Origin of the sequence: Pseudomonas sp. AMR01 (assembly GCF_041946035.1) — a bacterium.
Lineage (GTDB): Bacteria > Pseudomonadota > Gammaproteobacteria > Pseudomonadales > Pseudomonadaceae > Aquipseudomonas > Aquipseudomonas antarctica_B.
In genome coordinates, this window is sequence record NZ_JAUTYR010000005.1 from 42,171 (window position 1) to 55,258 (window position 13,088).

Below are 13,088 nucleotides of genomic sequence, written 5' to 3' on the forward strand. Positions count from 1 at the left end.
AAACCACCGGGCCGGTCGCTCGATAGATTGCACCCCCGAGACTGTGCTAAAAAGACTGCCACGGCGCAGCAGCCCTTGAATTCCAAGGCTTGCGGCGTTCATCCTGTGAGACATCAGGCAGTACACACCGAAAACCGATTCGCTGTGGCGATGGTAGAGCAGATATGGAACAGCATTCCAACGCCTTGAGAGTGATGGTGATCGACGATTCAAAAACGATCCGCCGCACCGCTGAAACCCTGTTGAAGAACGCGGGCTGCGACGTCATCACGGCCATCGACGGTTTCGATGCCCTGGCCCGGATTGTTGATCATCACCCGCACATTATTTTTGTCGACATCATGATGCCGCGCCTGGATGGCTATCAGACCTGCGCGCTGGTGAAGAACAACCCGGCGTTCAAGTCGATCCCGGTGATCATGTTGTCGTCCAGGGACGGCTTGTTCGACAAGGCCAAGGGGCGCACCGTGGGTGTCGATCAATTTTTGACCAAGCCTTTCAGCAAGGAAGAGCTGCTGAGCGCGATCAAGGCCTACGTGCCTGCCTTCGCCGCAGTAGAACAAGCACACTGACACCGCCTTAAAAAGGCCGGCGTCCACCAATGTAGTGGGGAAAACCATGGCACGTGTTCTGATCGTCGACGATTCGCCGACCGAAATGTACAAACTGACCGGCATGCTTGAAAAGCACGGTCATCAGGTTCTCAAGGCCGAAAACGGCGCGGACGGCGTGGCCCTGGCCCGCCAGGAAAGACCCGACGCCGTGCTGATGGACATCGTGATGCCGGGCCTCAATGGCTTCCAGGCCACCCGCCAGCTCTCCAAGGAGCCGGAAACCAACGGCATCCCGATCATCATCATCACCACCAAAGACCAGGAAACCGACAAAATCTGGGGCGCGCGCCAGGGTGCCAAGGATTACCTGACCAAGCCGGTGGACGAAGAAACCCTGATTGCCACCCTGAACAAGGTGCTGGCCGGCTGACGGCACGCCATCATGACCGAGTCGCAAACCGCCTTTGAGCTGTTGCTGGACATCGACCGCCGCTGCCGTCTGCTGGCCGTCGACCTGCCGTCCCAGGAAGCCCGCCTGCAGCGCTGGAGCGGGATTGGCTTTCGGCTGGGGCCGCACTTGTACGTGGCGCCCATGGGCGAAGTCGCCGAGGTGTTGCACGAGCCGCGCTGCACCTTGATGCCGGGCGTCAAACCCTGGGTCAAGGGCGTGGCCAACCTGCGCGGGCGCCTGCTGCCGGTGATGGATTTGGGCGGTTTTCTCGGCCTTGAACTGTCACGGGCGCGCAAGCAACGGCGAGTGCTGGTGGTGGAATTCAACGACCTGTTTGTGGGGCTGCTGGTGGACGAGGTGGTGGGCATGCAGCATTTCGCACAAGACGCGTTGTTGACCAGCGCCACTCCCAGCGCGCCGTTTATTCAGGGCAGCTTCGACGGCGACCCGCTCTGGCAGGTCTTCAGCCCCTTCGCTTTAGCCCAGGCCCCAGGCTTCATGGATGTTGCCGCATGACCACCGTCACCCCGCTCAAACCTCAGGCCGCGTCGCGCAGCCGCTCGCAGATCATCGTGCTGTTTATCGCGCTGATCGTGTTCATCATGTTGCTGTTCGCCAACTTTGCGTACCTCAACACCCAATCGACTTACGACAAACAGTACATCGGCCACGCCGGTGAATTGCGCGTGTTGTCCCAGCGCATTGCCAAGAACGCCACCGAAGCTGCTGCCGGCAAGGCCGCCGCGTTCAAGCTGCTGGGCGATGCGCGCAATGATTTCGCCCAGCGCTGGGGTTACCTGAAAAAAGGCGACATCGAGACCGGCCTCCCGGCGGCGCCGAATGCCGTGCGCGCCGAAATGCGCGCGGTGCAGACCGATTGGGAAGCGTTGTTGAAAAACACCGACGCGATCCTCGCCAGCGAGCAGACCGTGCTGTCGTTGCATCAAGTGGCCGCGACCCTCGCCGAAACCGTGCCGCAATTGCAGATGGAGTCCGAAAAAGTCGTCGACATCCTGCTGCAACGCGGCGCCCCGGCCAGCCAGGTGGCGGTGGCCCAGCGCCAGTCGCTGCTGGCCGAGCGGATTCTCGGCGCCGTAAACACCGTGCTCGCCGGCGACGAAACCGCCGTGCAGGCCGCCGACGCCTTTGGCCGCGACGCCAATCGTTTCGGCCAGGTGCTGAACGGCATGCTCCAGGGCAACCCGGGCCTGCGCATCAGCCAAGTCGAAGACCCTGACGCCCGCGCACGGCTGGCGGAAATCGCCGAACTGTTCGAATTTGTCTCCGGCTCCGTGGATGAAATCCTCGAAACCTCGCCGCAGTTGTTCCAGGTGCGCGCCTCGGCGAGCAATATTTTCAACCTGTCGCAAACCCTGCTCGATGAAGCCTCGCACCTGGCCACCGGGTTTGAAAACCTCGCGGACGGGCGCAGTTTCGACACCATCGGCGGCTACGTGCTGGGCCTGTTGGCGCTGACGTCGATCATCCTCATCGGCCTGGTGATGGTGCGCGAGACCAACCGCCAGCTGCGTGAAACAGCCGAGAAGAACGAGCGCAATCAGAACGCGATCATGCGCCTGCTGGATGAAATCGAAGACCTGGCCGACGGCGACCTCACCGTGACCGCCTCGGTCACCGAAGACTTCACCGGCACCATCGCCGATTCGATCAACTATTCCGTGGACCAGCTGCGCGATCTGGTCGCCACCATCAACCTCACCGCCGGCCAGGTTGCCGGCGCGGTGCAGGACACCCAGGCCACCGCCATGCACCTGGCCCAAGCCTCGGAGCATCAGGCCCAGCAGATTGCCGAGGCCTCCACGGCGATCAACCAGATGGCCCAATCCATTGACCAGGTTTCCGCCAACGCCGCCGAGTCTTCGGCGGTGGCGGAGCGCTCGGTGGAAATTGCCAACAAGGGCAACGAGGTGGTGCACAACACCATCCACGGCATGGACAACATTCGCGAACAGATCCAGGACACCGCCAAGCGCATCAAGCGTCTGGGCGAGTCGTCCCAGGAAATTGGCGACATCGTCAGCCTGATCGACGACATTGCCGACCAGACCAACATCCTCGCCCTCAATGCCGCGATCCAGGCGAGCATGGCCGGGGACGCCGGGCGGGGTTTTGCGGTGGTCGCGGATGAAGTGCAGCGGCTGGCCGAGCGCTCTTCAGCGGCTACGCGGCAGATTGAAACACTGGTGCGGGCGATCCAGACCGACACCAATGAGGCGGTGATTTCAATGGAGCAAACCACCACCGAAGTGGTGCGTGGCGCGCGCTTGGCGCAGGACGCGGGTGTGGCGCTGGAAGAGATCGAAGGCGTGTCGAAAACCCTGGCGGCGTTGATTCAGAGCATTTCGAATGCGGCGCAGCAACAGACGTCATCGGCGGGGCAGATTTCCCTGACCATGAATGTGATTCAGCAGATCACCACGCAGACGTCGTCGGGCTCTACCGCGACTGCCGAGAGCATCGGTAATTTGGCGAAGATGGCCAGCCAGTTGCGCAGGTCGGTGTCAGGCTTCACCCTCCCTGCGGCTAAGCAAGTCGATGATTGAAATACAATCAAAATGTGGGAGCGGGCTTGCTCGCGAATGCGGTGTATCAGCCACCTGATATGTTAACTGGCCCACCGCATTCGCGAGCAAGCCGAAGCGTCGAACCGCCGCTCCCACATTGGATCTCCATTGGCCTGGAGGTCCTGATAACACCGGCAATTCATGAATTTTTAGCGGAGCAGTTATGGTTGATCGGCACGACTACGTGGCCCTCGAATGGGTCAAGGGCGACATTGCCGAAACCCTGAAACAGGCCCGTTCGGCGCTCGACGCCTACGTCGAAACAAACGACGGCGATGCCATCAGCGAGTGCCTGGGCGGCGTCCACCAAGTGCACGGCGCGCTGCTGATGGTCGAATTCTACGGCGCGGCGTTGCTGGCCGAGGAGATCGAAGAACTCGTCCTCGCCCTGCAAGGCGGGCGCGTCAGCCAGCGCGATGAGAGCATCCGCCTGCTGCAACAGGCCCTCGGCCAACTGCCGCTGTACCTCGACCGCGTGCACAGCGCCCGCCGCGACCTGCCGCTGGTGGTGTTACCGCTGCTCAACGACCTGCGCAGTGCGCGCGGTGAAAGCCTGCTCTCGGAAACCAGCCTGTTCAGCCCGCAACTGCTGACGATCGCGCCGCTGCCCGATGAAGCGCTCGCGCAACGCGCGTCGCCCGAGCTGCACGAACACTTGCGCCAGTGGCACCCACTGCTGCAACAAGCCCTGGCCGGGCTGCTGCGTGAAGACCACGGCCCGAGCAACCTGGAAGACATGGCGCGGGTGTTCGCCCGCCTTGAAGCGCTGTGCCAGGGCGCGCCGTTATTGCCGCTGTGGCAAGTCACCTCGGCACTGGTCGAAGGCATGCTCACCGGCGTGATCGCCAACAGCCCGGCGCTGCGCAGCTTGCTCAAGGCCAGTGGCAAACAGCTCAAGCGCTTGCTGGCCCAGGGCATCGACGGGATCAACCAGCCCGCGCCGGATGAGTTGCTCAAAAGCCTGTTGTTCTACGTCGCCAAAGTGACCCGGCCGACGCCGCGCATGCAGAGTTTGAAAGAGCGCTATGGGCTCGATGAAGCCTTGCCCGACAGCGCCGTGGTCGATGCCGAACGTGCGCGCCTCGCCGGGCCGGACCGCAATGCCATGGGCTCGGTACTCGGTGCCCTGTGTGAAGAACTGGTGCGCGTGAAAGAACGCCTCGACCTGTTCGTGCGCAGCGACCGCCAGCACATCAACGACCTTGATGCGTTGCTGGCGCCGCTGCGGCAGATCGCCGATACCCTGGCAGTGCTGGGTTTCGGCCAGCCGCGCAAAGTCATCATCGACCAGCTCGCCGTGGTGTTGAGCCTGGTCCAGGGGCAGCGCGAACCCAACGATGCGGTGCTCATGGACGTCGCCGGCGCCTTGCTTTACGTCGAGGCCACGCTGGCCGGCATGGTCGGCACGGTGGAACCGCAGAGCCGCGAAGAAAGCCGCCTGCCCACCACCGACCTGACCCAGATTCACCAATTGGTCATCCGTGAATCCTGCCAATGCCTGCGCCAAGCCAAAGAGTTGGTGATCGATTGCGTGGAAGCTGACTGGGACCGCCAGCGCCTGGAATCCCTGCCCGAGTTGCTCAGCCAGGTACGCGGCGCGCTGGCGATGATCCCGCTGCCACGGGCGGCGAGCCTGATGCGCGGGTGCACCGATTACGTCGATGAACAGTTGATGGCCGGTGAGGCCGCGCCTTCCGAGGTGCAACTGGGCCACTTTGCTGATGTGATCAGCAGCCTGGAATACTACCTGGAACGCATGCTTCAGGACCCCGATGCAGCGGGTGAAAAAGTCCTGGAGCTGGCGATCCAGGGCCTCGCCGCACTGGGCTACTTGCCCGTCGAAAAGCCCTGGCGCCAGGCGTTGGCCGCGCCGGATGGCGTGCTGTCTACCGACATCGCGCCCAGCCAGTCCCAATTCGACGCGCTGGCCAGCCCCACCTCGCGCCTGAACCCGCCGGCGCTGCAGCGCCCCGGCATCTTGCTGCCGCCACCGCCCGGTGAAGAACCCATCGACGATGAGCTGCGCGAAGTCTTCCTGGAAGAAACCGACGAAGTCCTCGACGTGCTGCACCGCCATCTGCCCAACAGCGCCGACAAAACGGCGCAGGGCGAAATGCGCCGCGCCTTTCACACCCTCAAAGGCAGTGGCCGCATGGTCCGTGCGCTGGTGCTGGCCGAGCTGGCCTGGGCGCTGGAAAACCTGCTTAATCGTGTGCTGGAACGCAGCGTGGCCCTAGACCCGGACGTGCAACAGGTGCTGGACGAAGCTGTGGCCTTGCTGCCCGAGTTGATTGCCGACTTCGCCATCGACGACCAGCGCCAGCGCGATGAAGTCGACGCCCTGGCCGCCCGCGCCCACGCCTTGGCCAGTGGCACTCAAGCGTCGGCTACCGAACCCCACGACCCGATGCTGCTGGAGATCTTCCGCAACGAAGCCCAAAGCCATCTGGAGAGCCTCAACCACTTTCTGCAACAGGCCGCCGAGCACGTGCCTCTGCAAGTCAGCGATGAACTGCAACGCGCCCTGCACACCCTCAAGGGCAGCGCCTACATGGCGGGCGTGCTGCCGATTGCCGAGCTGGCGCGGCCGCTGGACCACCTGACCCGCGAATACAAAGCCCACCGCCTGGCGCTGGACCTGGATGAAGTGGAGTTGCTGCTGGAGGCCGAGAGCCTGTTCCAGCGCGGGCTGCGGGATTTGGACCGCGATCCGCTGGCGCCGATCAAAGGCGCCGACGACTTGATCAGCCGGACCCAAAGCCTGCTCGACGCTCAGCTTCAAGCACTGCTCGACGCCCCGAACACCGGCCTGCGCATCAAGCGTGACCCCCAGTTGATCGCCAACTTCCTCGCTCAGGGCATGGACATCCTGCTCGACGCCGAAAGCCTGCTGCGCCGCTGGCAGCAGCACCCCGGCGAGCGCCAGGAACTGACCGCGCTGCTGGATGAATTGACCACGCTGGGGGAGGGCGCGCACATTGCCGAGCTGCACACCATTGACGAGCTGTGCGAAGCCTTGCTCGACCTGTATGGCGCCGTGGAAGAGAGCAGCCTGGCGGTCAGCGAGCGGTTTTTCCATGAGGCCGAGCACGCCCATGAAGCGCTGATCAACATGCTCGATCAGTTGGCTGCCGGCCAGGAAATCGGCCCGGCACCGGCGCGAGTCGCGGCCTTGCGCGAATTGCTGGATGAAGCGCTGGACCCGTCCGCCACCGGCTTGATCAAAAGCGACGGCAGCCGCGCGCTGAGCATCTCCGAACTGGGCGCGGCCACCGCAAAGCTCGAGCACGAAACGGCGATGGACGACGAGATCGCCGAGATTTTCCTGGAAGAAGCCGTGGACATCCTCGACAGCGCCGGGCAGTCGCTCAAGCGCTGGCTGCTGGACCCCGACAGCCCGGCGCCGTTGTCCTCGCTCCAACGGGATTTGCACACCCTCAAGGGCGGCGCGCGCATGGCCGAAATCGGCCCGGTGGCGGAGCTGGCCCACGAGCTGGAATGCCTGTACGAAGGCTTGGTGGACCGCCGTTACAGCTACTCTGTCGAGCTGTCTCAGGTGCTGATGGGCTGCCATGAACAGCTCGCCGTGCAGTTGGATGAGTTGCAAGGCCACCAACCCTTGAGCGACAGCGCAGCGTGGGTAGCCAAAGCGCGTGCGCTGCGTCACAGCAACACGCCGGCGGCGCCAACGCCCGCACCGCAAACTCAGGGCGCCGATCCTGAATTGCTGGATATCTTCCTCGAAGAAGCCGCCGACATTCTCGACAGCTCCAGCAGCGCGCTGCAGCGTTGGCAAGCCGAGCCGAGCAATCGCCAGGACGTTGAAACCCTGCTGCGCGACCTGCACACCCTCAAGGGTGGCGCGCGCATGGTCGAGATCGGCCCGATTGGCGACCTGGCCCATGAGCTGGAGTTTCTCTACGAAGGGCTTTCCGCAGGTTTGCTCGCGCCGTCGCCCGAGCTGTTTGGGCTGTTGCAAGGTTGCCATGACCGTCTCGCACAGATGATCGACGCCGTGGCGGATGGCTTGCCGGTGGGCTCGGTGGACAAGCTCATCGAGCGCATCAAAAGCCTGCTGCACCCTAGCGATGAGCCACTAGCCCCCGTGGCATTACCCGCGAGCAAAGCCGAGGCGGCGGTTGACCCCGGCGCCGACATGGTAAAAATCTCCGCCGATTTGCTGGATGACCTGGTCAACCTGGCCGGCGAGACTTCGATCTTCCGTGGCCGCATCGAACAGCAAGTCAACGATGCCCGTATCGCCCTCAACGAGGTGGAAACCACCATTGAGCGTATGCGCGACCAGTTGCGTCGCCTCGACACCGAAACCCAGGGCCGCATTCTCAGTCGTCAACAAGCCGAGGCCGAGCGCCTGGGGTATGAAGAATTCGACCCGCTGGAAATGGACCGCCATTCGCAGTTGCAGCAGCTGTCGCGCGCGCTGTCCGAATCGGCCTCCGACTTGCTCGACCTCAAGGAAACCCTCGACCGTCGCAATGGGGACGCGCACAACCTGTTGCAGCAACAGGCGCGCATCAACACCGAGTTGCAGGAAGGCCTGATGCGCACGCGCATGGTGCCGTTCGAGCGCATGTTGCCGCGCCTCAAACGCATCGTGCGTCAGGTGGCGGAAGAACTGGGCAAGGACGTGGAATTCATCGTCGGCAACGCCGAAGGCGAAATGGACCGCAACGTGCTGGAACGCATGGTCGCGCCGCTGGAGCACATGCTGCGTAATGCCGTCGACCATGGCCTGGAGTCCCGCGAAGCTCGGCTGTTGGCCGGCAAGCCAGAGAAGGGCCGCATCAGCCTGGACCTGACCCACGAAGGCGGCGATATCGTTTTCGACATGCGTGACGACGGCGCCGGTGTGCCGCTGGAGGCTGTGCGGCGCAAGGCGATCAAGCGCGGCTTGCTCACGCCCAGTCAGGAGATCAGCGACCGCGACGTGTTGCAGTTCATCCTGCAGCCGGGCTTTTCCACGGCGGAAAAGATCACGCAGATTTCCGGGCGCGGCGTCGGCATGGACGTGGTGCACGAAGAAGTGCGCCAACTCGGCGGCTCTATGGTGATTGATTCGACGCCGGGCGCGGGCGTGCACTTTCGCATTCGTCTGCCGTTCACCGTGTCGGTCAACCGCGCGCTGATGGTGCAGTGCGCGGACGACCAATACGCGATCCCGCTGAACACCATCGAAGGGCTGGTGCGCGTGTTGCCCCATGAGCTGGCCGGGCATTATCAGCAAGACCCGCCACGTTATGAATACGCCGGCCAGCGCTATGAATTGTTCTACCTCGGCGACTTGCTGCACACCGTCAGCCGCCCGAAACTGCTAGGCCAATACCAGCCGGTACCAGTGCTGCTGGTGCAGTGCAACGAGCGGCGCGTGGCGGTGCACGTGGATGCCATGGCGGGCACGCGGGAGATTGTGGTCAAGGGCCTGGGGCCGCAGTTTGCGGGCGTGCAGGGCGTGTCCGGCGCGACCATTTTGGGCGACGGCCGCGTGGTGTTGATCATCGACTTGCTGGCGCACATTCGCGCACGGCAACCGGTGCTGCCCGCGCAGACGGACGACGCGCCGCTGATCCTCAACGACCCCCTGAAAAAGCGCCCGCTGCTGGTGCTGGTGGTGGACGACTCGGTCACCGTGCGCAAGGTCACCAGCCGCCTGCTGGAGCGCAACGGCATGAACGTGCTCACCGCCAAAGACGGCATCGACGCCATCGCCCTGCTCGAAGAACACACCCCGGACCTGATGCTGCTCGACATCGAAATGCCGCGCATGGACGGCTTCGAAGTGGCCATTCAAGTGCGCAACGACCCACGCCTGATGCGCCTGCCGATCATCATGATCACCTCGCGCACCGGCCAGAAACACCGCGACCGCGCCATGGCCATCGGCGTCAACGACTACCTCGGCAAGCCGTACCAAGAGTCGGTGCTGCTGGAAAGCATCGCCTACTGGAGCAAGTCCCATGCTTGACCACCGCACCAGCCAACTCACTGGCCTGTTGCTGCCCCTGGCGGATCGCAACCTGGTGCTGCCCAATGTCGCCGTCGCCGAACTCATCGACTTTCAACGCGGCGAACCCGCCAGCGACGCACCGCCGTGGTACCTGCGGCAGGTGACCTGGCGTGATCGGCAATTGCCGTTGATCAGCTTTGAAGCGGTGTGCGGCGAGGCGATCGTGACGGGGGAACGCTCAAGGATCGTGGTGCTGAACGCACTGGGCGGGCGGCCGACGTTGAAGTTTATTGCGCTGGTGATTCAGGGGATTCCACGGTCATACAAGCTCGACAGCCAACTGAGCTACGTGGACGTGCCACTCTGCCCGCTGGAACTGGCCGCAGTGCAGGTCGGCGAGCACGTGGCAAAAGTGCCCGACCTCATGGGGCTGGAAGCGCTGCTGGTCGAATCCGGTCTGGCCTGAACCTCCCTTTCAAAATCCATGAAGATCAAAATGTGGGAGCGGGCTTGCTCGCGAAGGCAGTCTGTCAGTTGATATTTATTGACCTGACCCACCGCCTTCGCGAGCAAGCCCGCTCCCACCTTTGATCTTCTGTGCCTGCAAAATCCTGGCTACTACTCAATCTGCGCAAATCGCTCGATCACCGGCTGCTCCCGATGCTCGGCCTGCCATAAGTCATAGCCACTTTGCATCGCTAGCCATAACTGCCCCGTACTCACTCCTGCTCGTTCAAGCCGCACCGCCAAGTCCGGGCTCACAGGCGCATGGCCATGCAAGATCCTTGAAAACGTCTCACGGGCAAACCCGAGGCGCCGTGCCATTTCGGTGATGGTGATGCCCAAGGCCGGGATCACATCTTCAAGCAGGATTTCTCCGGGGTGAGGTGGGTTGTGCATGGGCATGTTGATTCGTCCTGCGGTGATGGACATTCAGCCAAGAAGGCTAGACAGGACAGTTCCGAGCATCAACCCTAAAGCAGTGTACGAACCTTCCTATCTACCCTCCGGGTCTTCTTACTCTGGTCCAGATCGATCATACAAATGTCGGAATAGGATGGAGAGGCTGTAGGCGAGTTCTGTATCTGGATTCTGTGGGATGTTCAGTCCTAAGTGGGGTGCTAGGTTCTGCGCTCCTCACTGCCAGCAAGGACTAGCAAATGGCCGTACCGTTAATGCCGTCCGGTGTTTCCATTCTCGAAAATATGGCGACAGCCAAGTGCAAGAGTGTTCATCTCAAGTCAGGCTCGGCATTTGCCTATTCCTGGTTCTACTCTCAGGTCAGGGCTGCCGGGCCATGGAATTACAAGAAGCGGGGGCGTCAGTACGAGGCTTTTGGTAACTTCAATTATGGGGCCACGGGCACGGTGCTGGGTATTCCAGACCATGTTCTGTTACGTGCTGCAGGTGTCGCTCAAACGTTTGCAAAAACTACACGACCGGACTTTGGATCATGGTGGGGTGGTGATCCTTTCGGCGATGATCCGCGAGACCAATATTGGATAAGGAGAGGTATTGAGTATGCAATTTCTCAAGGCCATTAAGGCGCTCGTACCCATGCTGCGAAATTGCTTGCTGGTGGTTTGCCTGATCTACATCGGGGGTAGCTGGATCATGTCATCCGGTACACCTGACCTGGACGAAGTGGTGTTGAAACATTCTTTGGGGAACGGCACCTCGATCTATGGGGCGCGAGATAGCCAGGGCGGTGCGACGGTGGGCTTTTCCTACAGATACTACGTCCATGAAAACTTGGGGAGTGATCAGGAGATACTTGCTGCATTGGTGTCGGCGCATCCTTTTTTGAAAACAAAAGAGCCCGATGTGCACGTAGCTGTGGAAGGCGGTGTTCTCCATTTGGCTATTCATGGGCGCGTGTATGAGTACAGCAGCTATGCCCTGGAGGGTCTTGGGATTGTGAAAGTGGAAATGACTTTGTGATGCTGATCGTTCCGCGTCGGAACGATCAAGGTGGGGGCGCGTCGGATTTTTCCTGCAAGATTTCGGGCTGTGCATGAACCTGTTGCGGGCAGTCATGGCGGATAGTCTTCGCTTCGTCATCGCAAAAAACGGTGACACGGACGTGCAAGTCCGGTTACATGTCGGCGCACCAGCGCCCATAGCCATTCACGGGCGTTTTTTATGCCTGCTGTATTTGTTATGGCGGCTGTGCGTGGGAGATCCTTCGGGGTCTGCCGGGGTCCGATATGCCCGGTCTTGCACACCTGCGCACAGCTGCCACCTTATTTGCGTGCAAGCGGATGAGGGCAGTCTCCATCACATATCGGAGCTGTAAATCATGATTAAAAAACCTACTCCTAATCCGCCTGTCAGCCTCTTCACCGTAAACCCCCACCAAGACACTGAAACCCTGCTCGTCAACGCCAGCGAAACCTTGTCCTCGCTGAACGCCATGACCTGCAACCTCGCTTTCGACCTGGATCACTCCCAACGCGCGATATTGTTGGCTATTCAACAAATGGCAGCGTTAGGGCAGTTGCTGGTGGACAGAGCGCTGGAGCAAGTCACCCCTTCACCCAAGTCCTAAGTCGGTCCCGAATAGGGACTTATCGTTCCCTTTTTGGGACTGATATCTAACGGGCGCCGCCGAACAAATGTGGGAGCTGGCTTGCCTGCGATAGCAATCTGTCAGTTGAAGCTTCCTTGGCTGCCCCACCGCCATCGCAGGCAAGCCAGCTCCCACATGAGAATTTGTGCTTCTGACCGAGGGCGATCTGCCACAGACTACTTGATCGTTCCCAAAAAGGGACCTATCGTTCCCTTTTTGGGACTCCCTGGCCACTGCCATGCAAACCTTGCCACTCAGCACAGCACTTTTCACCGCGACCCAGCAAAAAGTGCTGGGCCTGCTTTTTGGAAAAAACCGGACCAAAGCTTCTTCACCAATGAAATCGCTCGCTGGGCCAAGGTGGGCAAGGGCAGCCTCACCCGCGAACTGGAGCGCTTGCAGTTGGCCGGCATCTTGAGCCAGACGCGCCAAGGCAACCAGACCCATTACCAAGCCAACCCCCAGTGCCCGATCTACTCGGAATTGCTCGCCATCGTGCGCAAAACGCTGAGCCTGGACGAGCCCTTGCGCAATGCATTGGCGCCATTCGCCGAACAACTGACCTGGGCTTTTATCTACGGCTCCATCGCGAAGGGCGATGCGCACTCATCCAGTGACATAGATCTCATGCTGATCGGCGAAAGCCTCAACTACAGTGACGTCATGGAGCAGCTCATGCCGCTTGAAGAGCAACTGGGCCGCACCATCAACCCGACGCTGTACACCCCTCAAGACTGGATCGGCAAATGGAATGCCGGGAACAGTTTTGTGCAGCGGGTGGTGCAGCAGGACAAGATCAATCTGATTGGGGGCAACCCCATCTAGCAAACACAGCCGAACAAATGTGGGAGCGGGCTTGCTCGCGAATGCAGTGTGTCAGTTGGTACATATGCAACTGAACCACCGCTTTCGCGAGCAAGCCCGCTCCCACATTTTTGATCTTCACTTGGCTCAAGGTCCTTAT

10 protein-coding genes and 1 pseudogene are annotated in these 13,088 nt (G+C 61.4%); 10 read left to right on the top strand and 1 reads right to left on the bottom strand.

Annotated features, from left to right (window positions below; translation table 11 throughout):
- The first annotated feature begins 164 nt into the window (after positions 1-164).
- From pilG to Q7C20_RS06775, 6 genes are all read left to right on the top strand, one after another.
- Positions 165-572 carry a twitching motility response regulator PilG gene (pilG, locus tag Q7C20_RS06750; protein WP_375066483.1) on the top strand — a complete coding sequence of 136 codons (408 nt, stop codon included), beginning with the start codon at positions 165-167 and terminating at the stop codon, positions 570-572.
- Between the two features lie 46 nt (positions 573-618).
- Positions 619-984: a twitching motility response regulator PilH gene (gene pilH / locus Q7C20_RS06755; RefSeq protein WP_348061786.1), complete on the top strand. Its 366-nt coding sequence runs from the start codon at positions 619-621 to the stop codon at positions 982-984.
- A gap of 12 nt (positions 985-996) precedes the next feature.
- A complete protein-coding gene (locus Q7C20_RS06760; RefSeq protein ID WP_375066485.1) occupies positions 997-1,521 on the top strand; it encodes a chemotaxis protein CheW in 525 nt (174 codons plus the stop codon).
- A complete protein-coding gene (locus Q7C20_RS06765; RefSeq protein WP_375066487.1) occupies positions 1,518-3,569 on the top strand; it encodes a methyl-accepting chemotaxis protein in 2,052 nt (683 codons plus the stop codon). The genes Q7C20_RS06760 and Q7C20_RS06765 overlap by 4 nt, the downstream gene beginning before the upstream one ends.
- A gap of 184 nt (positions 3,570-3,753) precedes the next feature.
- The gene (locus Q7C20_RS06770; RefSeq protein WP_375066489.1) at positions 3,754-9,573 is read left to right on the top strand and encodes an Hpt domain-containing protein; all 5,820 of its coding nucleotides are present in this window, start codon (positions 3,754-3,756) and stop codon (positions 9,571-9,573) included.
- Positions 9,566-10,021 (top strand): chemotaxis protein CheW, encoded by a 456-nt coding sequence (locus Q7C20_RS06775; protein ID WP_375066491.1) that lies wholly within the window; start codon positions 9,566-9,568, stop codon positions 10,019-10,021. Before Q7C20_RS06770 ends, Q7C20_RS06775 begins: the two co-directional genes overlap by 8 nt.
- A 152-nt stretch (positions 10,022-10,173) precedes the next feature.
- Here the strand turns inward: Q7C20_RS06775 and Q7C20_RS06780 are convergent, their stop codons facing one another.
- A complete protein-coding gene (locus Q7C20_RS06780) occupies positions 10,174-10,461 on the bottom strand; it encodes a HigA family addiction module antitoxin (RefSeq protein WP_375066493.1) in 288 nt (95 codons plus the stop codon).
- Positions 10,462-10,715: 254 nt separating this feature from the next.
- Between Q7C20_RS06780 and Q7C20_RS06785 the strand changes: the two genes are divergently transcribed.
- From Q7C20_RS06785 to Q7C20_RS06800, 4 genes and pseudogenes are all read left to right on the top strand, one after another.
- A complete protein-coding gene (locus tag Q7C20_RS06785) occupies positions 10,716-11,099 on the top strand; it encodes a polymorphic toxin type 44 domain-containing protein (RefSeq protein WP_375066495.1) in 384 nt (127 codons plus the stop codon).
- The gene (locus Q7C20_RS06790) at positions 11,077-11,496 is read left to right on the top strand and encodes a hypothetical protein (RefSeq protein WP_375066497.1); all 420 of its coding nucleotides are present in this window, start codon (positions 11,077-11,079) and stop codon (positions 11,494-11,496) included. The genes Q7C20_RS06785 and Q7C20_RS06790 overlap by 23 nt, the downstream gene beginning before the upstream one ends.
- A 361-nt stretch (positions 11,497-11,857) precedes the next feature.
- Positions 11,858-12,103: a DUF6124 family protein gene (locus tag Q7C20_RS06795; protein ID WP_375066630.1), complete on the top strand. Its 246-nt coding sequence runs from the start codon at positions 11,858-11,860 to the stop codon at positions 12,101-12,103.
- A gap of 259 nt (positions 12,104-12,362) precedes the next feature.
- Positions 12,363-12,949, top strand: a pseudogene (locus tag Q7C20_RS06800) (nucleotidyltransferase domain-containing protein).
- Positions 12,950-13,088: the final 139 nt, after the last annotated feature.

Coding starts and splice junctions, on each gene's coding strand:
- pilG (WP_375066483.1), top strand. CDS start 165: ATGGAACAGCATTCCAACGCCTTGAGAGTGATGGTGATCGACGATTCA.
- pilH (WP_348061786.1), top strand. CDS start 619: ATGGCACGTGTTCTGATCGTCGACGATTCGCCGACCGAAATGTACAAA.
- Q7C20_RS06760 (WP_375066485.1), top strand. CDS start 997: ATGACCGAGTCGCAAACCGCCTTTGAGCTGTTGCTGGACATCGACCGC.
- Q7C20_RS06765 (WP_375066487.1), top strand. CDS start 1,518: ATGACCACCGTCACCCCGCTCAAACCTCAGGCCGCGTCGCGCAGCCGC.
- Q7C20_RS06770 (WP_375066489.1), top strand. CDS start 3,754: ATGGTTGATCGGCACGACTACGTGGCCCTCGAATGGGTCAAGGGCGAC.
- Q7C20_RS06775 (WP_375066491.1), top strand. CDS start 9,566: ATGCTTGACCACCGCACCAGCCAACTCACTGGCCTGTTGCTGCCCCTG.
- Q7C20_RS06780 (WP_375066493.1), bottom strand. CDS start 10,461: ATGCCCATGCACAACCCACCTCACCCCGGAGAAATCCTGCTTGAAGAT.
- Q7C20_RS06785 (WP_375066495.1), top strand. CDS start 10,716: ATGGCCGTACCGTTAATGCCGTCCGGTGTTTCCATTCTCGAAAATATG.
- Q7C20_RS06790 (WP_375066497.1), top strand. CDS start 11,077: ATGCAATTTCTCAAGGCCATTAAGGCGCTCGTACCCATGCTGCGAAAT.